This window comes from Bradyrhizobium sp. FW305-F6 (genome assembly GCF_058782905.1).
Genome location: NZ_JBYSYD010000002.1, coordinates 1,197,638 through 1,219,776, shown reverse-complemented (window position 1 = coordinate 1,219,776; position 22,139 = coordinate 1,197,638). Strand labels below are relative to the sequence as shown.

The following is a 22,139-nucleotide window of genomic DNA, read 5'->3' as shown; positions in this document are numbered from 1 at the left end:
CTCATCCGGGCTACGAATTGGCTCTCACGCGTTCCGCGCCATCAGCCCGCCATCGACCGGGATCACCGCGCCGGTGAGGAACGAGGCCGCCGGCAGGCACAGGCTCAGCGTCATGTGTGCGACCTCTTCAGGGTCTCCATAACGACCGAGTGCGGTGCGGCGCTTGGCGTAGATGGTCTTGTGCTCTTCGGAGATGCGGTCGGTGATGGCGGTGCGGATCGGCCCGGGGCAGATGCAGTTGACAGTGATGCCCTCGCGGCCGAGCTCCACGGCCAGCGAACGGGTGAGGCTGGCGACGCCGCCCTTCGCTGCCGAATACGGGCTGTGCAGTGCGGTGGCCCCGAGCGCCTCGGTCGAGGCGATGTTGACGATGCGCGGGCTGTTCGATTTGCGCAGGTGAGGCAGGGCGGCGCGGATGATGCGCGGATGCGCCGTCAGCATCACCGCGATACCCTTGGCCCAGGCGTCCTCATAGGCCTCGTCGTCGATCGCGACGCGCACGGAGATGCCGGCGTTGTTGACCACGATGTCGAGCCCGCCGAAATGCGCGGCGATGTCGCCGACGACGCGCTTGATCTCGCCGCCGTCGGCGACATCGAGCTTCCACGTCCTTGCTGAACCGCCGCTCGCCTTGATTTCGCTCGCGACCGCATGAGCACCTTGCTCGTCGAAATCCGTGACGGCGACGTTCGCGCCTTCGGCAGCGAACACGCGGGCGGTTGCCCGCCCCATGCCGCTGGCCGCGCCGGTGACGAGAACCGTTAGGCCCTTCACGGACCGGCTGAGCTGCTTGAAATCCGACATGGCGTTTCCTCGCGCTGGGCTTGTTCTTGTTATGATTGACAAGGCTGGCATCGATCCGCAGACAGGTCAAACAAGCAGAACACGAGGGGAGGACGCGATGGCGAGCGAGCTCGATTTCTCAGGCAAGCAGGTGCTGGTGGTCGGCGGTTCCAGCGGAATCGGCAACGGCATCGCGCAGGCGTTCCGCACGAAAGGCGCGCATGTCGCAGTTTGCGGCACGCGTGCTCGCGCAGCGGAATATTCGGCCGAAGAAGGCTCCGATCTCACCGGTCTCGCTTACGCGCAGCTCGATGTCAGCAATGCGGGAGCGATCGAGGCGTTCAAGCCGTCCTTCGACCGGCTCGACGTCCTGGTGCTCGCGCAAGGGGCGGTGCTGTATCGTCGCGGCGAATTCGAGATGGCCGGCTTCCGCAAGGTGGTCGAGGTCAATCTGATGAGCTTGATGGCCTGCGCGACGCGGTTTCATTCCATGCTGCGGGATGCAAAGGGGTCGCTCATCATGGTGTCCTCGACCGCGGCCTATCATTCCACGATGGGCAATCCGGCCTACAACGCCTCCAAGACCGGTGCGGTCGGATTGACGCGGACGCTGGGCGAGGCCTGGGCCGAGGACGGCATTCGCGTCAACGGCATCGCGCCCGGCCTCGTCGACACCAAGATGACGAAGGTGACGACCGACAATCCGAAGCGGCTGGAAGGCGCGCTCGCGCGCATCCCGCTGCGGCGATTGGGCACGCCGGCCGACATGGCGGGCGCGGCGCTGTTCCTGGCCTCGCCGCTGTCGTCCTACGTCATCGGCCAGACGCTGGTCGTCGATGGCGGGCTGATCTTGTAGAACCCGACTACACTTTCATTCGCCCTGGAACCGCGCCGCGCCTGATCTGTTACTTCGGCTGACACCCGAGGAGGAGAGCATCATGGATACGGATCGGATTGTTGGCGCGGCCAAGGACTACGCAGGTAAGGCAGAAAGCGCGATCGGAGACATGGCAGGCGATTCCAAGACGCAGGCCTCCGGCAAGGCGCGCGAGGCTGCCGGCACGGTGCAGAATCTCTACGGCCAGGCCAAGGATGCCGTGCGCGACGCCACGGACACGGCCGCCAGCTATGCCAAGGATGCCTATGAGAACAGCGGCGATACCTTCCGCGACGGCTCGAAGGCCATCGCGCAGAAGGTGCAGGACAACCCGCTCGGCGCATTGCTCGTGGCCGGCGGCATCGGCTTCGCGCTGGCGCTGCTGATGGCGCGCCCCGCACGCCGCCCGCCCCAGCGCTGGCGCTATTAAGGCTGAAGCATGATCCGGGAAGGCGCGAAGCCGTTTTCCTAAAAGATCATGCGCAAACAACCCTGAAGCGCGATGACGATTTCTCCAATCTCATCGCTCTTTTGGTCATTCCGGGGCGCGCCTCTTGGCGCGAGCCCGGAATCCATTCAGCGGCGTAGTTGGTGCACGATGGATTCCGGGCTCGCGCTACACGCGCCCCGGAATGACACCATTCACCAACGCACGCCTTACCGGAACATCTCGGCGGAACGGCCGACATTCGCCGGCGGACGCGGGATCCCTGGATTGGGAGTCGGATTGCGCGGCCCGGGCGGAGGCGCCAACTGACGCGGCGGGGGCTGCGGCGAGCCGAAGCCGAAGAAATCGCCGAATGCCGGCGGTGCCTGTGCCGGCTGCTGCGGCGGGAGCTGCGGCCGCTTCGGCGCGGGCTTTGGCGGTGCGATTGCGGCGGCCGCGCCCGGTGCGCCCGGCGCTGGGCCGCCGTCCGGCGTCGACGCGGCCATCGGCGTATCGCCTTTGGCCTGCTCGCGGCCCACTTCCCGGCGCGGCCAGGCATAATCGTCGGCGCGGCCGGCTGGAGCTGCCAGCGGCTCGCCCTTCACCATCGTCCTCGCAGCGAGTGCATCGACGGCGGCGGGACGCGAGCCCGGCCCGCCCAGCAATTGATCGGCTGAAATCGAGGCTGCAACCAGCGGCACGATCGGCCCGGCCAAGGGCCGCGGCGGCGGCTTGCCCGGTTCGGCGCTGGTGTCGGGTGTCGCAGGCTCGCTCGGCAGCGCGATCGGTCCGGACCGTCCGGCGAGCAAACGCGTGATCTCGCGTTCGACATAGTGCGCGAGCTTGCGTGCGCCGGCCTTGGTGAAATAGATGCCGTCGGAGCTGCGCAGCTGACGGATCTGGCCTTCGAAATCGGGTCCCTTCTGCAGGAAGCGGCCGGCTTCGTCGACGAAACCATCCCACACGTCGACATAGGTGATGCCGGCCTTGGCCGCGCCCTCGCGGTACAGCGAATCCAGGAACAGCGTGTCCGCGGTGCCCTTCGGTCCGCGCACTGCGGGAAGGCCGACCCACAGCACCGGCACGCCCCTCGATTTCAGGATATTGGCGAGCTCCTCGATCTTCTTGCCGTAGAGCTCGACCCAGCGGTCGTCGCGGAATTCGTAGAGGCCGTTCGGGTTGCGTGCGGTCTTTTCCGGCGCGGCCGCAGGCGTGTCCGCGTTGTCGGCGTCGTCCTGCGGCAGGTCGGCATCGGCAGGCTTGTCGTCGGGCTTGGCGGCGGCGGTGTCGCCGGGCTTGGCCTCGCCCGGCTTTGCCGGCGGCTTGGCGCGCGCCCCTTTGTCGTTCTTTTTGTCCTTTTCCTTCTCCGTGGCCGCCTTGTCGGCGACGGGCTCGCGGATTGCCGTGCGGTCGTTGAGCCCGAGCATGACGACGATCACGTCGGGTTTCTCGGTCTCTAGAATGGTCCTGGCCGCCGCGGCCCAGTCCGCGGGCTCGCCCCTGGGCTGATACCTGATCAGGCCGGACGTGGTCTTGTGCTTGCGGATCACGCCCATGTCGGGCTGCTCGGCGTAGGCGTCTTCGAGGCCATAGGCGAGCCAGTCGGCCATGGCATCGCCGATCACCAGCACGTTCTTCTCAGGGATGGTGTCGCGTTTGGCCGGTGCTGGGGCGCGGGAAAAATCCTGGCGCGGCGCCTGCGGCGGCTGCTGCTGGAATGGCGCGAAGAAGTCGCCGCCGAACCAGCCGCCACCCCCACCGCCGCCCCGTGGGGGCGGTGGGGCCGAACGCTGCGGCGGGCCGCCGAAGCCCGGGAAGTTGAAGAACTGCGCAGAAGCAGGTGCTGCGATCGAAACCAGGATCGCAAGCGCCGTCCCCAGCGCGATCAACGGGCCGGTCTCGGTCAGCGCCTTGAACAGGGACTTCTTCGACATGCGATCTCGGGCACGCGCCATGGGGACTGGAGGTATCTCGACATAATAGCGGAATCAGGCGCCAAGCGGGCAGATTCTCTTGCAGATTCTTCGGCCATACACCGGGGAACCGCCGCTCCCGTCAAGGCCATCAGCCGAAATCCCCCTTCAGGGTTACTTTCAAACCGATTTTACCGCCCGCGCAGCCGGTCCAGCATGTCAGAGGAGGCAAACCCGTCCGCAGGCGCTCCGATCGAGGCCTGGAAATGGCGCAGCGCCTCGCGGGTCTGACCGCCGAACTGGCCGTCCGGGGTGCCCTTGTAGAAGCCGCGCTGGGCCAGCAGCTGCTGCAGTTCCAGCCGCTCGGTCCGCGACAGCTCGCGCTCCTGGCGCGGCCAGGGCTGCACAAAGGGCTGTCCACCACGCAGGCGGTCGGCGAAATGACCGATCGCCAGTGCATAGGCTTCGGCCGGGTTGTATTTCATGATGACGCGGTAATTCTGCAGCATCAGGAAGCCCGGTCCCTGCGCACCGGCCGGTGCGAGCAAATAGGCTTTCTCCGCCGGGTGCGGGAAGGCCTGCCCGGTGGCCCGCTTGAGCCCGAGCTTCTCCCATTGCGCGATCGGCATCGCCTTGGCGCGATCCGCCAGCATGTAGTTGAAGCCTTGCGGCACCGCGACTTCGTAGCCCCAGGTCTGGCCCGGCTGCCACCCGTCCTTTTTTAGGTTGTTGGCGGTCGAGGCAATCAGGTCGGTCGGATTGTCGACCACGTCGCGCCGGCCGTCGCCATCGCCGTCCACCGCGAAGCGCTTGAACGCGGTCGGCATGAACTGGGTCGGGCCGAAGGCGCCGGCCCAGGAGCCGCGCAACTGCTCGGGCCGCAGGTCGCCGCGGTTGAGGATCTCCAGCGCGGAGAGGAACTCGTCCTTGAAATAGGCCTGGCGCCGGCCGATGCAGGCGAGCGTGGCGGTCGATTGCAGCACGCTACGGTCGCCCATCTGCGTCGAGTAATTGGATTCAATGCCCCAGATCGAGGCGATGATGTAGCGGTCGACGCCGGTGGCCTTTTCGGTCGCGTCGAACTGCGCCTTGTACTTGGCGAGCACCTCGCGGCCCTTGGCGAGGCGGTTGTCGTTCACGAGGATGTCGAGATAGGCCCAGATCGACTTGGTGAACTCCGGTTGTGAGTCCATCAGGTCCATGATGCGCAGATCGGGCGAGAGTCCCGCGGTGAAGCGCTGGAAGTTCTCCTGCGTGACGCCGCGCCGCGCGGCATCGGGCCACATCGCGGCGACGCAATTGCTGAAATTACCCGCGGCCTCTCGGATCGCGGCAGCCGTCATCAGCGGATGACCGGAGGCGCCGTCCTCGCCGGTCCAGGGCAATGCTGCCGTCGGCGTACCGCCGGTGCCGGGCGAGGGTTGCGCCGGTGCCGGGTTCGATCCGGAGAAGATGCCGCCGAACAGGTTGGACAGGCCGTTCTGCGACTGGGCCTGCGCGCCGGCCGGCAGCAGCAAAGCGGCCGCAACCACCGCTCCGCCCGCCCGTCTTGCCAGTCCTGCCACTGATTGCATCATGTCCCACCCGTCGGCCCGAGAATAATCCGCCACAGGAGGCCCGGTTAGCGTTGCCAATAGCTTAACAAAGGTGAAATTTTGGTGACGGCCTTTTTCTTAACTCTGACTGTCCGAGGCCCCACATCCGCCTTTGTTGGCGGCTGCAAACAGGCTAGCAAGAAGCCATTGCTCCCGTCACATGTGCCCCCAGGTATTCGATCAATCACATGAGAATTCGCAAAGCCGTATTCCCCGTCGCCGGCCTCGGCACCCGCGTCCTGCCCGCCACCAAGGCGATGCCGAAGGAAATGCTGACCATCGTCGACAAGCCGCTGATCCAGTACGTCTATGACGAAGCCAGGGAAGCCGGAATCGAGCACTTCATCTTCGTCACCGGCCGCAACAAGAACGTCATCGAGGATCATTTCGACCGGATGTTCGAGCTCGACACCACGCTCGCCGCGCGCGGCAAGAAGGCCGAGCAGGACATCCTGGCGCAGAACCAGCCCGAAGCCGGCGCCGTCAGCTTCACGCGCCAGCAGGCGCCGCTCGGCCTCGGCCATGCCGTCTGGTGCGCGCGCGACATCGTCGGCAACGAGCCGTTCGCAGTCGTGCTGCCGGACGAACTCGTGCTGAACACGCCCGGCTGCCTGAAGCAGATGATGGAGATGGCCTCCTCGCTCGGCGAGAAATCCAACCTGATCGCGGTCGAGGCGGTGCCCGATCATCTCACCCATCAATACGGCATCTGCGGCGTCGGCAAGCGCAACGGCAAGATGTTCGAGGTCGACGGCATGGTCGAGAAGCCGGCCAAGGGAACCGCGCCCTCCAACCTCTCGATCACCGGCCGCTACATCCTCCAGCCCGAGATCTTCAAGATCCTGGAAACCCAGGAGCGCGGCGCCGGCGGCGAGATCCAGCTCACCGACGCGATGATCGGCCTTGCCAAGTCGCAGAAATTCTACGGCGTCGAGTTCGACGGCGAGCGCCACGATTGCGGCTCCAAGCCAGGCTTCCTGCGCGCCAACATCGCCTACGGCATGCAGCGCCCGGAATTGCGCGACGGCCTGATCGCGGAAATGAAAAAGTATCTGGGGCAGTAGCAGGCGCTATCTCTCCACTCGTCATTGCGAGGAGCGAAGCGACGAAGCAATCCAGACTGGCTCTAAGGAAACAGTCTGGATTGCTTCGCTTCGCTCGCAATGACGGCGAGAGAGGCTCACGCCACCAGCGACAGCTGAGACAGGCTGGCAACCACCGACTGGTTGCGCCCGCCGGCCTTGGCCGCGTAGAGCGCCTTGTCCGCGGCGGCGACCAGGACGGGCCAGTCCATGCCGGCGGCGGGAACGAGGCTGGCAATGCCGCAGGAGACCGTCGACATCGCCTGATCGTCGGACCAGCCCTGCACCTTGAGGCGGATGGTCTCGGCCACCTTGAAGGCATTAGCGGCCGGGGTGTCCGGCAAAAGCACCGCGAATTCCTCGCCGCCATAGCGCGCGACGCAGTCGCCGGCCCGGCTCACCGAATCGGAAATGCAGATGGCGATACCGACCAGCACCTGGTCACCGGCCTGGTGGCCGAACGTGTCGTTGTAGGCCTTGAAGTGATCGGCATCGATCATCAGCAGCGCGATCGGCGCCTTCTGACGCATGGCGCGGCGCCATTCGACGTCGATGACGGAATCGAACTTGCGGCGGTTCTTCAGGCCCGTGAGCGCGTCCGTCGTCGCCATCTCCTCGAGCTTGCGCTCTGCCTCGGCGCGCCGGTGGATCTCGCGCGCGAGCACCAGCGTCGAGGCCAGCATGAACAGGATCAGCGCCAGGACCACGGCGCCGATACGATAGGCTTCCTTCCGCCAAATCTCGAACACGGCGGTCAGCGGTTTGCCTGCTACCACGAACATCGGAGCAGAGCCGGTGCTGCGCACGTAGAGGCGCGGCGTCGCGTCCACCGGTCCCTGCCCGGCGTAGGCTCCGCCGGATTTGAGATTGTCGGCCTTCCAGGTCTGGCGCTCGTTCAGGTTCTTGCCGATGACGTCGAGGTCGAACGGCCGCCGCATCATGATGGTGCGGTCGCGCTTGAGCACGGTGATGGTGTCGTCGGGATCGAGCTTGAGCCGATCGAACAGCTCGTGGAAATAGCTGAAGTGGATCGAGCCGGCGACGACACCCATGAAGCCGCCGTCCGAGTCGCTGATGCGCCGGCTCAGCACGATCGAGTAGGCCCCGCGAAACAGCATGGGGCGGCTGATGAACAGCCCCTGCCCGGGATTGTCGCGGTGAACCCTGAAATAGTCCTCCTCGCTCCGGTCCTCCGGCAGGGGATCGAGCGTGGAGGCGTCGATGGTCAGCCGGCCGCCGGCATCGAACACCTGGATGGCACCGAAATGTTTCGCGGTGGTGGCGTGGTCGAACAGGATCAGGTGACGGATCGGCCGCGAGACCGTCGTGAGTTCGGGCAACAGCATGTTGCTGGCGACCGCCTTCAGCGACAGATCATAGATCTCGACGTTGCGGCTGATGTCGGATTCGATGGTGGTCGCGAGGTTCTCCAGTGTCTGGCGGGCGAGCGCCTCCTCGCCGCGTCGCATGTCGAGCATGACGTTGACGCAAATGGCCGAAAATCCGATCACCGTCACCACGGACGAGACGATCAGCAGTTTCGCCGAAATCCGCCACGGCCCGCGGGCCGTTATCTCACGCCATCCAGACAGCATCATCGCTCCCGATACCAGTGGATGCGCCCGAAATCTTGAGTAGTGTTTAAGGCAGGACGGCGCGGCGCCAATGAGTTAAGGATCGGTTTATGCGCCTAACGATTTTTGGCAGGCTTGATCTTCCGGGGCCCACGAGAGGACTGACGTGAACGATTACGACGCATTGCGCGATTTTCTGCGGCGGCAGAAGCAGGAGGAGTTCGTGCTGAGCTTCGAACAGATCGAGGAGATCATCGGCGCGGCGTTGCCGCGCGCGGCCCAGCGTGCCTCCTGGTGGGACAGCCTGCGCAGCCCCGACATCCAGATGCCGCAACGCGAAGCCTGCCTCGCCGCCGGGTTCGTGGCGACACGGATGCCGGATGGTGCGAGCGTGCGGTTCAGGAAGCAGAAGAACGAGCGGCGGCGATGATGTTTATGGGGCGCGCTCTTCTCCTCTCCCCTTGTGGGGGAGGGTGGCTCGGCGCGTAGCGGCGAGACGGGTGAGGGGTCTCTCTCCGCGAGCGAACCTCTCACATCGGAATACGCGGACAGAACCCCTCATCCGACGCCGTAGCCGATGCAAAGCATCGGCGTTCTAAGGAACGGCGGCCGAAGGCCGCCTGTGCCACCTTCTCCCGCACGGGGAGAAGGGAAGAAGAGAATCTAGCTCGCCGCTTCGAGCCGCACTTCCGTCAGCAGCCGCATCGCTGCGTCCGCATCCATCGGCTCGCCGAAGGCAAAGCCTTGCGCGTATTCGCAGCCCATCTGGTAGAGCTCGACTGCATCGGAATCGGTCTCGGCGCCCTCCGCCACCACGTCCATGCCGAGGTCGTGCGCGAGCGCGATGATCGACTTCAGGATCACCGGGCGGGTGCCGCGGCTGGTGGTGCGCACGAAGGACTGGTCGATCTTGATGGTGTCGAACGGGAAACGCTGGAGATAGGCGAGCGAGGAATGACCGGTGCCGAAATCGTCTAGCGACAGCCCGGTGCCAAGTTCGCGGATTCGCGTCAGCATCTGTGCCGCGTGCTCCGGATTCTCCATCACCAGCGATTCCGTCAGTTCGAGCTTGAGCGTGCCGCGCGCCACCGAGGAGCGCGACAGCACGGTGCGGATGTCGTGGATCAGGTCGTGGCGCAGCAGCTGCCGCGAGGAGACGTTGACGGAGGCGAAGATTGGCTCGCGCGAGCGCATCGCGCGCTGCCACACCGAGAGCTGCTTTGCAGTCTGGTCGAGCACAAACATGCCGAGGTCGACGATCAGCCCGGTCTCCTCGGCGATGGTGATGAATTCCGAAGGTGCCATGCGGCCGAGCTTGGGGTGATCCCAGCGCGCCAGGGCCTCGAAGCCGGCGATCGAGCGATCCTCCAGCCGCACGATCGGCTGGTACAGGATGGTGATCTCCTGCCGCTCGATGGCGCGGCGCAATTCGCTCTCCAGCGTCAGGCGATCGGTCTTCCGCGCCCGCATCGCCGGCTTGTAGACGTCGATGCGGTCGCCGCCGATGCGCTTGGAGTGATACATCGCCAGCTCGGCGTCCTTGATGATCTCGTCCGTGAGCTGGGTTTGCGGATCGGAGAGCGCGAGGCCGATCGAGGCCGTCAGGAAGATCTCGCGGTCGTTGAAGGCGATCGGCGCGCGGATGGTCTTGCGGATGGTCTCGGCGAAGGCGGTGATGCGGGCCGGGTCCTGCTCGGAGAGCAGGATCAAGCCGAACTGGTCTCCGGCCATCCGCGCCAGCGTGTCCTGCGGCTTCAGGATGCGGGTGAGGCGGCGGGCCAGCGTCAGCAGGATGGAATCGCCGACGGCGATGCCGACGGAATCGTTGACCTGCTTGAAGCGGTCGAGATCGATCACCATCAGCGTCGGCCGCAACGTCGGCATGGTCTTGGCGAAATGTGCGACCGCACCCAGCCGGTCCATGAACAGCTTGCGGTTGGGCAGGCCGGTGAGGTTGTCGTGCACGGAATCGTGTAGCAGGCGCTCTTCCGCGTTGCGCAGCTCGGTGACGTCGGTGAGCGTGCCGACCACGCGCGAGACTTCGCCGTCGGAGCCGACCACCGGGCGGGCCTTCAGCGCGAACCACATGAAATGGCCGTCCGGCGTGCGCAGGCGGAAATCCTGCACGAGGCGGCCGCGGCGCTGGTCCAGCACGCTATCGAGCGCGGCGCGGAAACGGTCTTGGTCGAGCGGATGCAGCACCTCGAGCCAGGATGCGGCCGGGCCTTCCAGCGTACCGCGCTTCAGTCCGAGCAGGGCTTCGGTCTCGGGGCTGGTGAACACCTTGTCGGCGGACACGTCCCAGTCCCAGATCAGATCGCCGGAGCCGGCCAGCGCCAGCGCACGCCGCTCGATATCGGACACGACGCCAGTGGTGGCGCCGCCGCCGGCAAAGGCGTGCTGCATCACGGTGAAGCCGATCAGCATCACGATCAGCACGAGGCCGCCGAGCAGGGCAGGGCCGACGATGTCATTGGTGACGGAGCCGGCCACGGTCATGCCGGCCGCGACCACCCATACGACGAGCAGGAACCAGGTCGGGATCAGGAGCACGGCGCGGTCGAAGCCGTGGGTGGAGAGATAGACGATCAGCGCAAAGCCGGCGAAGGCGATCAGCACCAGCGAGATGCGGGCTATGCCGGAGGCCACCGCCGGATCGAACAGCGCCAGCGCGACGAGCGAGCCGAGGAAGGCGAGCCAGCCGATCGTGATGTGCGAATAGCGCACGTGCCAGCGGCTGAGATTGAGATAGGCGAACAGGAACACCAAGAGCGTGGCCGCCAGGATCGCCTCGCCCGCCGCGCGCCAGATGCGCTCGGCGTTGTTCGACATGTCGAGCACCTTGCCCCAGAAGCCGAAATCGACGCCGATGTAGACAAGCACCGCCCAGGCCAGCGCCGCGGCGGCCGGGAACATGATGCTGCCCTTCACCACGAACAGAATGGTGAGGACGAGTGCCAGCAGCCCGGAGATGCCGATCACGATGCCTTGGTACAGCGTGAAGGAGTTGACCTTGTCCTTGTAGGCTTCGGGCTCCCACAGATAGAGCTGCGGCAGCTTGTCGGTGCGCAGCTCGGCCACGAAGGTGACGACGGCGCCGGGGTCGAGCGTGATCCGGAACACGTCCGCGGTGGCGCTTTCCTGCCGCTCCGGCCGGTCGCCGATCGAGGGCGTGATGGTGGCGATGCGCGACAGGCCGAGATCGGGCCACAACAGCCCCGACGAGACGATGCGGTAATGGGGGGCGACGATCAGGCGGTCGAGCTGGTCGTCGGTGTTGTTGGCGAGCGCGAACACCACCCAGTTCTGGCCGCCTTCGCGGGCGCGCACCTCGATCCGGCGGACGATGCCGTCGGTGCCGGGCGCGGTGGAGACCTGGATGCGATCGGCATCGCTGCGCTGATGCTCGAGCACGCCGGTGAGGTCGATCGCGGGCGCGTCGCTGCGGACGCTGACGGCGTCGAGCGCGCGCGCGGGATACGCGGCGACGAGAATCATGAGGCCCAGCGCGATGGGCGCGAGGCACCTGATCAGACGCAAGGTCAGCTCTCCGCGTTCGACGCAAACTCGTCAGTGCAAGGCAAGTCTAGAAGGCGATGCCAGACCGGACCCAAGTGGTTCGGCGCGTCGCGATAGATGCCACGAAAGCAAGGAAAATCAAAGGGTTTCCGGCTCGTCCTGTGGGCCGGTGGCCTAGGCCTCCAACACAATTTTGCCAATATGTGCGCTCGTTTCCATACGCCGATGGGCATCCGCCGCCTTTTCCAGCGGGAAAGTGCTGTCCATCACCGGCTTGATGCGGCCTTCGCGCAAAAGTGGCATCACTTTCTGCTCGATCGCGGCCACCATCGCCGCCTTGTCCGCATTACTACGGGGGCGCAAGGTCGAGCCGGTATGGGTCAGGCGCTTGACCATGACCTTGGCGATATTGACGGTGATCTTGGGGCCGTTGAGGGTCGCGATCTGCACGATGCGGCCGTCCACCGCGGCGGCATCATAGTTGCGATCGACATAGTCGCCGGCGACCATGTCGAGGATCAGGTTGACGCCAGCGCTGTTGGTCTCTTCCTTCACCACGGCGACGAAATCTTCCGTCTTGTAGTTGATGGCGCGGTCGGCCCCAAGCTTGAGGCAGGCATCGACCTTGTCCTGCGATCCCACGGTGACGAACACTTTTGCGCCGAAGGCCTTGGCGAGCTGGATCGCCATGGTGCCGATGCCGGATGAGCCGCCATGGATCAGCAGCGTCTCACCTTCCTTGAGGCCGCCACGCTCGAACACGTTGTGCCAGACGGTCATCAGGGTTTCCGGCAGCGCGCCGGCTTCCTTGATCGACAAGGCCGGCGGCACGCTCATGGCCTGGGCATCCTGGGCGATGCAATACTGCGCATAGCCGCCGCCGGCGACCAGCGACATCACCTTGTCGCCGACCTTGTGCCGCTTGGCGTTGCTGCCGACCGCGACCACTTCGCCCGCAATCTCCAGGCCCGGCAGGTCGCTTGCGCCGGGCGGCGGCGGATAGGCGCCGGAGCGCTGCGCCACGTCGGGCCGATTCACGCCGGCAGCCATTACCCTGACCAGGATCTCGTCGGGACCGGGCTGCGGAATGCTGCGTTGTTCCGGCACCAGCACCTCCGGTCCGCCGGGCTTGGAAATGGCGACCACGGTCATTTGCGCGGGCAGCTTGTCCATGATGTGTCCTTGAGCAAAGGTGCGGGATAACGAGGCCCTTGCTTAGCCAGCGTCATCCGCCCTGGCAACCGCCCAAGCCCGCTTGATCGACGCGAACGCAGGAGGAACGAGAATGGCCATGGAAGACGACGACCGCCCGCGCAAGAAGATCAGCCACGAGATCGGCCAGGACCTTTCGCTGTTGTCCGTGGAGGAACTGACCGAGCGCGTCGCGCTGCTCAAGGCCGAGATCGCAAGGCTGGAAGAAGCCGCCACCAAAAAGCGCGCCTCGCGCGATGCGGCGAACAGTATTTTCAAGTCGTGACCTCTCCGTCGTCATTCCGGGGCGGCGCATCAGCGCCGAGCCCGGAATCCATAACCCCAGGAAATCGAAACGGGGCACGCTGGAAGAGGCGGGGCCGCCCCATCCGTTCGTGGCTATGGATTCCGGGCTCGTGACTTCGTCACGCCCCGGAATGACGGCGGTGCGCTTGTTCCGCGCCTCACTCGGCCACTGGCCGACATGGCTAATGAACTCTCAAGAAATTCGCTCGTTTACTTCGAATTAAGCTTTCGGGTTTATGACTGGAGCTGTCCTCGTTTGGACACCGAGTGGCTCCTGTCCACTCTGTTTGACGCCTCCCTGTTATCAACTTTCAAAGCCGCCGGTCTCCGGCGGCTCTTTTTTTGGCCCGATGGCGTCTCGTGCCGGTTGAATTTCCAAGGAAGACCCGCGGAAACCATATCCGCGCTTGTCACTGGACTCCGCGCTTCGCCCGCGCAATGATTTGTTCATCATAAGCCGGCGTCAAAGCCGGACGGTCAAACAGTTGCGTAAGAGGCGTTTACCATGGAACGTTTGCAGGCCGACGGCGCTCTCGTTCAACTCAGCGAGCGGTTCACAAACTCTGCGGCGTTCGGAAATTTGTTCCGTGAGGGAATGGACCTCGTCGAAGAAACCGCCGCCTATCTCGACGGCGCCGGCCGCACCGAGGCCAAGGCGCTCGACCGTGCCGTCAGCCTCACCTATGCGACCGAGAGCATGCGCCTCACCACCCGCCTGATGCAGCTCGCCTCCTGGCTGCTGCTGCATCGCGCGGTGAAGGAAGGCGAGATGACGCTGAGCCAGGCCAACCGCGAGAAGACCAAGGTCAAGCTCACCGCCGCCGATCCCGGTCCCGCCGACACCATCGAGAAGCTGCCTTCCCAGCTCCAGGACCTGATCCATCGCTCGATGAGCCTGCAGACTCGCGTGCGCCGCCTCGACAACACGATCCACACCCCGCCGACCGAACAGGTCGCGATCGGCAATCCGCTGGTGCCGCACCTCAACGCGCTGAAGGCCGCGTTCGAGCGGTAGGGACCTATCCACAACTCAGTCGTCATTCCGGGACGCGCCACTTGGCGCGGGCCCGAAATCCATACTCCCGATCGTGGTTATGGATTCCGGGCTCGCCCTTCGGGCGCCCCGGAATGACGGCGAACAAAAAACACCCCCGGTTTCCCGGGGGTGTTTTTTCATCCAGCTCTTGCGGCCGGCTCAATCCTTTTTCAAAAAGCCCGAAAACTTCTTCTGGAAGCGCGAGACGCGGCCGCCGCGGTCCATGATCTGAGCGTTGCCGCCGGTCCAGGCCGGGTGCGACTTCGGGTCGATGTCGAGGTTCAGCGTGTCGCCTTCCTTGCCCCAGGTGGAGCGGGTGAGGTACTCGGTCCCGTCGGTCATCACGACCTTAATCGTATGATAATCCGGATGAATTTCGGCTTTCATGGCAAATTCCTCGGCGCCCGGCGCCTGTTTTGGTGGCTCGCGAATGACGGATTTGGCGGCTCTATACCTCACGAAACCCCGCAAAACAAGCCATGCGGGATTGTGAACCGGGTTTGCCCCTAAGGGACATCCCGGATTTGCCACTACCCGCGCACCGGCCTAATTGGGAGCGAGCAGATACAATGGGTCGGATCTCATGAGCGCAGTGGAACGGCTTGATGACCAATATGTCGATCAGTCCGATATGAATTCGGCGGAGACCCCCTCGATCGAGGCCGACCTGATCGAGCAGCCTGCCAAGGGCCGCGCAAAACTCCGGCCGCTGCTGGCGCTCGCGCCTTATGTGGGCCGCTATCGCGGCCGCGCGGCGCTCGCCTTCGTGGCGCTGACGATCGCCGCGCTGACCACGCTGCTGGTGCCGATCGCGGTGCGCCGGATGATCGATTTCGGCCTGACGCCCGAAGGCATCGAGCTGATCAACAGCTATTTCTCGGTGATGCTCGCGGTGGTCGGCGTGCTCGCGATCGCCAGCGCCGCGCGCTACTACCTCGTGATGACGATCGGCGAGCGCATCGTTGCCGACCTCCGGCGCGACGTCTTCGGTCATCTGCTGTCGCTCTCGCCCGCCTTCTTCGATTCCGCGCGCAGCGGCGAATTGATCTCACGGCTCACCGCCGACACCACCCAGCTCAAATCGGCCGTCGGCGCCTCCGTCTCGATCGCGCTGCGCAATCTGATGATGTTCCTGGGCGCCGCGACGATGATGGTGATCACGAGCCCGAAGCTCTCGGGCTTCGTGCTGCTCGCCATTCCCCTGATCGTGCTGCCGCTGGTGGCCTTCGGGCGCTGGGTGCGGCGGCTGTCGCGCAATGCACAGGATACGCTCGCCGAAGCTTCGGCCTATGCCGGCGAGCTGGTCGGCGCGATCCGCACCGTGCAGGCCTATACCAGCGAGCAGTTTGCCGAGAAGCGCTTCGGCGGCGAGGTCGAGCAGGCCTATGAGGCCGCGCGGACCTCGACCCAGGCCCGCGCCGTGCTCACGGCCATCATCATCTTCATCGTGTTCGCAAGCGTGGTCGCCATCCTCTGGATCGGCTCGCATGACGTGCTCTCCGGCGCGATCACGCCGGGCCGGCTCGGCCAGTTCGTGCTCTATGCCGTGTTCGCCGCGGCGGGCCTCGGCCAGCTCAGCGAGGTCTGGGGCGAGGTCTCGGCGGCATCCGGCGCGGCCGAGCGCCTGTTCGAGATCCTCCACGTGAAGCCCGAAATCGCCGCGCCGGCGGCGCCGCTGGCGCTGCCGGTGCCTGCGCGCGGCGAGGTCGGCTTCGACCGGGTCAGCTTCGCCTATCCGGCGCGGTCCGACGTCAAGGTGCTCGACGCCGTGTCGTTCACCGTGCGTCCCGGCGAGAAGGTCGCGATCGTCGGTCCCTCCGGCGCCGGCAAGAGCACGATCTTTCACCTCCTGCTGCGCTTCTACGATCCGCGCAGCGGGACGATCTCGCTCGACGGCGTGCCGGTCAAATCCGCGGATCCCAAGGATTTCCGCGCCCGCATCGCGCTGGTGCCGCAGGACTCCGTGGTGTTCGCCGCGAGCGCCCGCGAGAACATCCGCTTCGGCCGGCCTGACGCGACCGATGCCGAGGTCGAGCGCGCCGCAGAGCTCGCCCATGCCGCCGAGTTCATCCGCCGCCTGCCCGAAGGTTTCGAGACCGCGTTGGGTGAGCGCGGCGTGACGCTCTCCGGCGGCCAGCGCCAGCGCATTGCGATCGCGCGCGCCATCCTGCGCGATGCGCCGCTGCTGCTGCTCGACGAAGCCACCTCCGCGCTCGACGCCGAGAGCGAGACGCTGGTGCAGACCGCGCTGGAGGAGCTGATGCGCCACCGCACCACGCTCGTCATCGCCCATCGCCTCGCCACCGTGCTCTCCTGCGACCGCATCCTGGTGATGGACCAGGGCAGGATCGTCGAGCAGGGCACGCATGCCGAGCTCGTGGCGAAGAACGGACTCTACGCGCGGCTGGCGCGGCTGCAGTTCGAGGTGGCGTAGACGCCTCATAATGATGGCGGAAAGTACCGGTATTCTCAGGCCCGCCACACCATCTTCAACACCGGCCGCCCCGAGGTCGGGTTGACGTCGTCGCCGGCATGGGCAAAGCCGTTGCGCTCGTAGAAGCGGATGGCGCGGGCATTGTCCTTGTTGACGAGCAGCGTGATGCCTGAAGGCGATAGCCGCTTGGCCTCGTCCACCAGCAACCGCGCGGCATCCGATCCCCAGTGCGCGGGATCGACCACGAGCTGGTCGAGATAGCCCTCGCGATCGATGGTGACGAAACCGGTGAGGGCGCCGTCCTGTTCCGCCACCACGATCTGGGCCTTCGGCACCAGATCCTTGCGCCAGCGCTCGCGCCACCAGTCCAGCCGCGCCGCGAAATCGATCTGCGGATAGGCCTCTTGCCAGGTGCGATGCCAGAGCTCGATCGCGGCAGCTTCGTCCTCGGGCCGATAGGAGCGGAGGTGGATCATGAAGTCGTCATGCCCGGGCTTGTCCCGGGCATCCACGAGAAGCCACGAACACGGAAGCAAAGACGTGGATGGCCGGGCCAAGCCCGGCCATGACGGTGGGGTGAGTACCGTGCGTCCCTCACCACTACCGCTCCGTCAGCTTCAGCTCGATGCGGCGGTTGCGCTTGTAGGCTTCTTCGGTGTTGCCGGTGTCGAGCGGCTGGAATTCGCCGAAACCGGCGGCGACGAGGCGCTGGGCGGGCACGCCGAGCGAGACCAGGTATTGCACGACCGAGATCGAGCGCGCCGCGGACAGGTCCCAGTTCGACCTGAAGTTCGCGCCGCTCACCGGCCGCACGTCGGTATGGCCGTCGACGCGCAGCACCCAGGGGATCTCGCTCGGGATCTTCTTGTCGAGCTCGATCAGCGCGGTCGCCAGCGTCTCGAGCTCGGCGCGGCCTTCGGGCAGCAGCATGGCCTGGCCGGTGTCGAAGAACACTTCGGACTGGAACACGAAGCGGTCGCCGACGATGCGGATGTCGGGCCGGTTGCCGAGAATGGCGCGCAGCCGGCCGAAAAACTCCGAGCGATAGCGCGACAATTCCTGCACGCGCTGCGCCAGGGCGACGTTGAGGCGGGAGCCCAGATCGGCAATGCGGTTCTGCGATTCCTTGTCGCGTTTCTCGGAGGCATCCAGCGCCTCCTCCAGCGCGGCCAGCTGCCGCCTGAGCGCGCTGATCTGCTGGTTCAGCACCTCGATCTGCGCCAGCGCCCGCGCCGAGACCGCCTTCTCCGAGTCCAGCGCCTTGCCGAGCTCGGCGGTCTTGCCTTGCGCGTCGTTGCCCGCCGCAGCCAGGCCGTCATAGAGGCCCTTGATGCGGTCGCGCTCGCCCTCGGCCGAGGCGAGGCCGGCCTTCAATTGCGAGACCTGGTCGTCAAGCGTGAGCTTGCCGAGCTTCTCCAGCGACAACAGCTCGTTGAGCTGGGCGATCTTGGCGTTGAGTTGCTCCAGCGCCTTGTCCTTGCCGGTGACCTCCTGCGACAGGAAGAACTGCACCACCAGGAATACCGACAGCATGAACACGATCGACAGCACCAGCGTTGACAGCGCATCGACGAAGCCGGGCCAGTAGTTCAGGCCGCCTTCGCTGCGGCGGGCGCGGGCAAGAGCCATGATCGTTTCTTTCGTCTAGCTGCTAATTCTTTTCCGGCTGGCGCGCGATCCGCTCCAGCAGGCGCCGGATCTCGCGGTTCTGCTCGCCCTGGCCGTCGGCCCATTCGCGGATCATCTGCTGCTCGGTGCGCATGTGCGAGACCAGCGCCTGGATCGCTTCGGCAAGGCTCGCCATCGCTGCGGTGGTGCTGCGGCCGGCGCTGCCTTCCTCGAGCACGGAGCGCAGCCGTTCGACCGCGGCCTGAAGCTCGCCGCTGGCGATCCCGCCGCCGGCCGCGGCAGGCATCTCGCCGTTGCCATATTCGCGCACGGTGGTGGCGAGCCAGTCTTCGAGGTCGGTGTAGAAGCGGTTCTGCGCCTGGCTCGATTGCAGATCGAGAAAGCCCAGAATCAGCGAGCCGGCGAGGCCGAACAGCGAGCTGGAGAACGAGATGCCCATGCCGCCGAGCGGGGCAGCGAGTCCTTCTTTCAGCGTGTCGAACAGCGCGCCGGAATCGCCCCCGACCTTGAGGCCGTCGATCACCTTGCCAACCGAACCGACCGTCTCGATCAGGCCCCAGAAGGTGCCGAGCAGGCCGAGGAAGACCAGGAGGCCGGTCATGTAGCGCGAGATGTCGCGGGCCTCGTCCAGGCGGGTCGCGATCGAATCAAGCAGGTGCCGCATGGTGGTCTGGGTGATGGTCATCCGCCCCGAGCGCTCGCCGCCGAGGATCGCCGCCATCGGCGCCAGCAGTTTTGGATGCCGGGCCGGCGCCAGGCCGGGATCTGCGATGCGGAAATTGTTGACCCAGGAGACTTCAGGGTAGAGCCGGATCACCTGGCGGAAGGCCAGCACGATGCCGATGAACAGCACGGCCCCGATCAGGGCGTTGAGCCCGGGATTGGCGAAGAAGGCCTGGATGATCTGCTTGTAGAGCACCACGCCCACCAGCGTGCACAGCACCAGAAAGACCAGCATCCGCACCAGAAAGACGCTGGGCGAGGACAGTTTGGTGTACTCGATATCCATGGTGGAGCGGGAAGTGCCAGACCGCATGCCGGTATCATCCGTTACGAAGCTTGCTTGCGGCCGCACTATGGCACAGCGCCGGCCCAAAAAAAGCGCCGGATGCGTCGATTTCGGGGACAGTCCCGCGGAACCGGGGCCGGAAGCGGCGCTTTGATACGCAGGTCTCCACAGAGGTTTGCCATTCGGGGGCGCATGAGCGTCGTTTCCGCAATCATCGGGACTGCCGAGCGCGTGCCGCTGCCGGACGTGGTGGTCCGCGCCGCGATCCAGCGTCTGTGCTCCCGGACGGCGACGCGTCTGTCCGCGCTTGGCGCCGGCGACGATGCCGCCTGCGCCGGATGGATGATGCTGCGGCCGATCGCCGAGGAGGCGGCGGCCGGGTACGACGAGGTGCCAGCGTCCTTCTTCGCCGAAGTGCTCGGTCCCAACCGCAAATTCTCCTCCTGCTTCTACAAGACCGAGGCGAGCACCCTGCAGGAGGCGGAGGAAGAGGCGCTGCGTCAGACCGTCGAGCATGCCGGGCTCGCCGACGGGCAGACCGTCCTGGAACTCGGCTGCGGCTGGGGCTCGCTGTCGCTGTGGATGGCCCGCCAGTTTCCGCATGCGACCGTGACGGCGGTGGCGACCTCGCAGGCGCAGCGCGCCTACGTCGAGGAAGAGGCGCGGCTGCGCGGGCTGCTCAATCTGCGCGTCGTCGCCGCCAGCATGAACACCTTTGCGCCAGAGCGGCAGTTCGACCGCATCGTCTCGGTCGAGATGTTCGAGCACATCACCAACTGGCGCAAGCTGATGACGCGCGTGCAGTCATGGCTCGCGCCGGGGGGACGATTCTTCATGCACGTCGTCAGCCATCGCTCCGGCTCGCAGCTGTTTGACCCGGCCGATCGAAACGATTGGATCGCGCGGCAGGTCTTCCAGGGCGGGCTGATGCCCAGTCATCACCTCGTCAGGCAATTCGACGACATCTTTACGGTGGAGAAGGAATGGTGCTGGAGCGGTACGCACTACCAGCGCACCGCCGACGACTGGCTCGCCAATTTCGATTCGCGGCGCGGCGCCATCGAGGCGTCCCTCCGCAGGGTTTATGGGGAGGAGAGTGCTGCCGGGATGCGCCGCTGGCGCTGGTTTCTCCTCGCGGCATCCGGTCTGTTTGGCTATGCCGATGGAACCGAATGGGGCGTCAGTCAGTACCGCATGAAGGCCGCGGAATAATTGCGAAGTTCCATCGCTGCACGCGGCGGTGGCCCGATTCACAATCAGGTGAAACCGCAAAAGTGTCTAGATCCCAACGGGATAGGTCGTGTGACAATGAGCCGCCCGCGCAATGCGTTGCATTGCAGCAGGTGCATTCTATTTTGCCGTCATCAGCCGCGTGCAAAAAGGTCTAGAATAGGCCTCGCGCGAGCATGATCCGTATCAACAAACCTCGGGGCACCCCACTTCATGTCAGGACTTCGTGCGCGATCGGCATGCGTTGCAATGATGCTCGCGGCCTTGGCGCCGCTGTTGGCGGGCTGCGACGAATCCAGCTCCGCAGTTTCTTCCGCGCCTCCGTCGGACCCTGACGTCAGTATCGTCGTCGTCAAACCGCAGCCGCGCGCCGTGGTGCGCGAGCTGCCCGGCCGCATTGCGCCGACCCGCGTCTCCGACGTGCGGCCGCGCGTCTCCGGCATCGTAGTCGAGCGCCTGTTCCGCCAGGGCAGTGAGGTCAAGGCGGGCGATCCGCTCTATCGCATCGATCCGCGTCCGTTCGAGGTCGAAGTGATGGCCAATGAGGCCGCGCTGGCCAAGGCCGAAGCGGGGTTGATGCAGGCCAGGCAGCAGGCGCATCGTATCGCTGCCCTCACCAAGGATCGCGCGGCCCCCGAAGCCGAAAACGAGAAGGCGATCGCGGCCGAGCGCCAGGCCCATGCCGAGGTCGAGGGCCGCAAGGCGGAGCTCGCACGGGCAAAACTCAATCTCGACTACGCCACCGTGCGCGCGCCGATCGACGGCGTGGTCGGTGCGGCTCTGGTCAGCGAGGGCGCGCTCGCCGTTCAGAACGAGACCAATCTCGCCACCATCCAGCAGCTGGATCCGATCTATGCCGACTTCACCCAGTCGGTGAACGAGCTCAACCAGCTGCGCCGGGCCTTCGAGACCGGAGACCTCGAGCGCATCGCTTCGGATGCTGCCAAGGTGCGCCTGGTGCTCGACGACAACACCATCTATGCGCTCGAGGGCAAGCTGCTGTTCTCCGACGCCAAGGTCGACGCCCACACCGGGCAGGTGACGTTGCGCGGCGAGTTCCGTAATCCCAAGCGCGAATTGCTGCCTGGCATGTATGTCCGGGTCCGCCTCGACCAGGGGCTCGATTCCGACGCCATCGCGGTGCCGCAGCAGGCGATCCAGCGCAATGGCGGCGGCGGCAGCGAAGTGTTCGTCGTGAAGGACGATAACCACATTGCGGTGCAGCCGGTGCGTACCGGCTCCGTGCAGGACGGATACTGGTTCGTCACCGAAGGCCTGAAGCCCGGCGACAAGGTCGTGGTCGAAGGGTTCCAGAAGTTCGCGGCAGGCGACAAGGTCAAGCCGCAATCCTGGTCCGAGGCGGACGCGACCGCGGACAACCGGCACGCCCAGCAGCTCACGCGGTAATGCTAGCGCCGCAAGTGTCGTCCTCATTCTGAGGAGCCCGCCGAAAGCGGGTGTCTCGAAGGATGGCCGCGGGCGAGAGCCGGGCCTTCATGGTTCTCGCGGCGATGCGCAGCATCGTCCGGAGCGC

General features: G+C 65.6%; 19 protein-coding genes. 9 read left to right on the top strand and 10 right to left on the bottom strand.

From position 1 onward, the window contains the following. Positions 1–24 precede the first annotated feature (24 nt). Entirely contained in the window at positions 25–804 is a 780-nt protein-coding gene (locus AC3WLX_RS17065) for an SDR family NAD(P)-dependent oxidoreductase (RefSeq protein ID WP_492336818.1), read from the bottom strand. 97 nt (positions 805–901) lie between these two features. Between AC3WLX_RS17065 and AC3WLX_RS17060 the strand changes: the two genes are divergently transcribed. Continuing rightward, complete coding sequence (locus AC3WLX_RS17060; protein WP_492336817.1) at positions 902–1,639, top strand: SDR family NAD(P)-dependent oxidoreductase; 738 nt, start codon at positions 902–904, stop codon at positions 1,637–1,639. 82 nt (positions 1,640–1,721) lie between these two features. Then, on the top strand, positions 1,722–2,090 hold the full coding sequence (locus tag AC3WLX_RS17055) for a CsbD family protein (RefSeq protein ID WP_291631389.1): 369 nt from the start codon (positions 1,722–1,724) through the stop codon (positions 2,088–2,090). A gap of 227 nt (positions 2,091–2,317) precedes the next feature. Here AC3WLX_RS17055 and AC3WLX_RS17050 read toward each other — a convergent pair whose 3' ends face one another. Next, positions 2,318–4,021: an SGNH/GDSL hydrolase family protein gene (locus AC3WLX_RS17050; protein ID WP_492336816.1), complete on the bottom strand. Its 1,704-nt coding sequence runs from the start codon at positions 4,019–4,021 to the stop codon at positions 2,318–2,320. 170 nt (positions 4,022–4,191) lie between these two features. Beyond that, positions 4,192–5,577 carry a lytic murein transglycosylase gene (locus tag AC3WLX_RS17045; RefSeq protein ID WP_492336815.1) on the bottom strand — a complete coding sequence of 462 codons (1,386 nt, stop codon included), beginning with the start codon at positions 5,575–5,577 and terminating at the stop codon, positions 4,192–4,194. A gap of 206 nt (positions 5,578–5,783) precedes the next feature. Between AC3WLX_RS17045 and AC3WLX_RS17040 the strand changes: the two genes are divergently transcribed. Next, positions 5,784–6,659: a UTP--glucose-1-phosphate uridylyltransferase gene (locus AC3WLX_RS17040; RefSeq protein ID WP_291629486.1), complete on the top strand. Its 876-nt coding sequence runs from the start codon at positions 5,784–5,786 to the stop codon at positions 6,657–6,659. Positions 6,660–6,775: 116 nt separating this feature from the next. Here the strand turns inward: AC3WLX_RS17040 and AC3WLX_RS17035 are convergent, their stop codons facing one another. Then, positions 6,776–8,272, bottom strand: coding sequence for a sensor domain-containing diguanylate cyclase (locus AC3WLX_RS17035; RefSeq protein WP_291629488.1), 1,497 nt, complete (start codon positions 8,270–8,272; stop codon positions 6,776–6,778). A 145-nt stretch (positions 8,273–8,417) separates the two neighbouring features. Here AC3WLX_RS17035 and AC3WLX_RS17030 point away from each other — a divergent pair, with 145 nt between their 5' ends. Further along, positions 8,418–8,681 (top strand): DUF7662 domain-containing protein, encoded by a 264-nt coding sequence (locus AC3WLX_RS17030; protein WP_492336814.1) that lies wholly within the window; start codon positions 8,418–8,420, stop codon positions 8,679–8,681. A gap of 233 nt (positions 8,682–8,914) precedes the next feature. Here the strand turns inward: AC3WLX_RS17030 and AC3WLX_RS17025 are convergent, their stop codons facing one another. After that, the gene (locus AC3WLX_RS17025) at positions 8,915–11,791 is read right to left on the bottom strand and encodes an EAL domain-containing protein (RefSeq protein ID WP_492336813.1); all 2,877 of its coding nucleotides are present in this window, start codon (positions 11,789–11,791) and stop codon (positions 8,915–8,917) included. A gap of 153 nt (positions 11,792–11,944) precedes the next feature. Further along, positions 11,945–12,943, bottom strand: a complete 999-nt coding sequence (locus AC3WLX_RS17020; RefSeq protein WP_492336812.1) for an NAD(P)H-quinone oxidoreductase — start codon at positions 12,941–12,943, stop codon at positions 11,945–11,947. Positions 12,944–13,055: 112 nt separating this feature from the next. On the opposite strand from AC3WLX_RS17020, the gene AC3WLX_RS17015 reads away from it, so the two are divergent. Further along, a complete protein-coding gene (locus AC3WLX_RS17015) occupies positions 13,056–13,247 on the top strand; it encodes a DUF1192 domain-containing protein (RefSeq protein WP_291629907.1) in 192 nt (63 codons plus the stop codon). Between the two features lie 525 nt (positions 13,248–13,772). Beyond that, a complete protein-coding gene (gene rcdA, locus AC3WLX_RS17010; protein WP_492336811.1) occupies positions 13,773–14,282 on the top strand; it encodes a protease adaptor protein RcdA in 510 nt (169 codons plus the stop codon). Between the two features lie 180 nt (positions 14,283–14,462). Here the strand turns inward: rcdA and rpmE are convergent, their stop codons facing one another. Beyond that, entirely contained in the window at positions 14,463–14,690 is a 228-nt protein-coding gene (gene rpmE / locus AC3WLX_RS17005; RefSeq protein WP_011084323.1) for a 50S ribosomal protein L31, read from the bottom strand. A gap of 196 nt (positions 14,691–14,886) precedes the next feature. On the opposite strand from rpmE, the gene AC3WLX_RS17000 reads away from it, so the two are divergent. Then, positions 14,887–16,737 (top strand): ABC transporter ATP-binding protein/permease, encoded by a 1,851-nt coding sequence (locus AC3WLX_RS17000; protein ID WP_492336810.1) that lies wholly within the window; start codon positions 14,887–14,889, stop codon positions 16,735–16,737. A gap of 35 nt (positions 16,738–16,772) precedes the next feature. On the opposite strand, the gene AC3WLX_RS16995 is transcribed toward AC3WLX_RS17000, so the two are convergent. The 3 genes from AC3WLX_RS16995 to AC3WLX_RS16985 all read right to left on the bottom strand — a co-directional run bounded on the left by AC3WLX_RS16995 (position 16,773) and on the right by AC3WLX_RS16985 (position 19,402). Continuing rightward, entirely contained in the window at positions 16,773–17,213 is a 441-nt protein-coding gene (locus AC3WLX_RS16995; RefSeq protein WP_492336809.1) for a GNAT family N-acetyltransferase, read from the bottom strand. 124 nt (positions 17,214–17,337) lie between these two features. Next, complete coding sequence (locus AC3WLX_RS16990; protein WP_291619873.1) at positions 17,338–18,366, bottom strand: peptidoglycan -binding protein; 1,029 nt, start codon at positions 18,364–18,366, stop codon at positions 17,338–17,340. A gap of 22 nt (positions 18,367–18,388) precedes the next feature. Next, the gene (locus AC3WLX_RS16985) at positions 18,389–19,402 is read right to left on the bottom strand and encodes a flagellar motor protein MotA (protein WP_492336808.1); all 1,014 of its coding nucleotides are present in this window, start codon (positions 19,400–19,402) and stop codon (positions 18,389–18,391) included. Between the two features lie 165 nt (positions 19,403–19,567). Between AC3WLX_RS16985 and AC3WLX_RS16980 the strand changes: the two genes are divergently transcribed. Both AC3WLX_RS16980 and AC3WLX_RS16975 read left to right on the top strand, forming a co-directional pair. Then, positions 19,568–20,587, top strand: a complete 1,020-nt coding sequence (locus AC3WLX_RS16980; protein ID WP_492336807.1) for an SAM-dependent methyltransferase — start codon at positions 19,568–19,570, stop codon at positions 20,585–20,587. A 231-nt stretch (positions 20,588–20,818) separates the two neighbouring features. After that, a complete protein-coding gene (locus tag AC3WLX_RS16975; protein WP_492336806.1) occupies positions 20,819–22,012 on the top strand; it encodes an efflux RND transporter periplasmic adaptor subunit in 1,194 nt (397 codons plus the stop codon). The last annotated feature ends 127 nt before the right edge of the window (positions 22,013–22,139 follow it).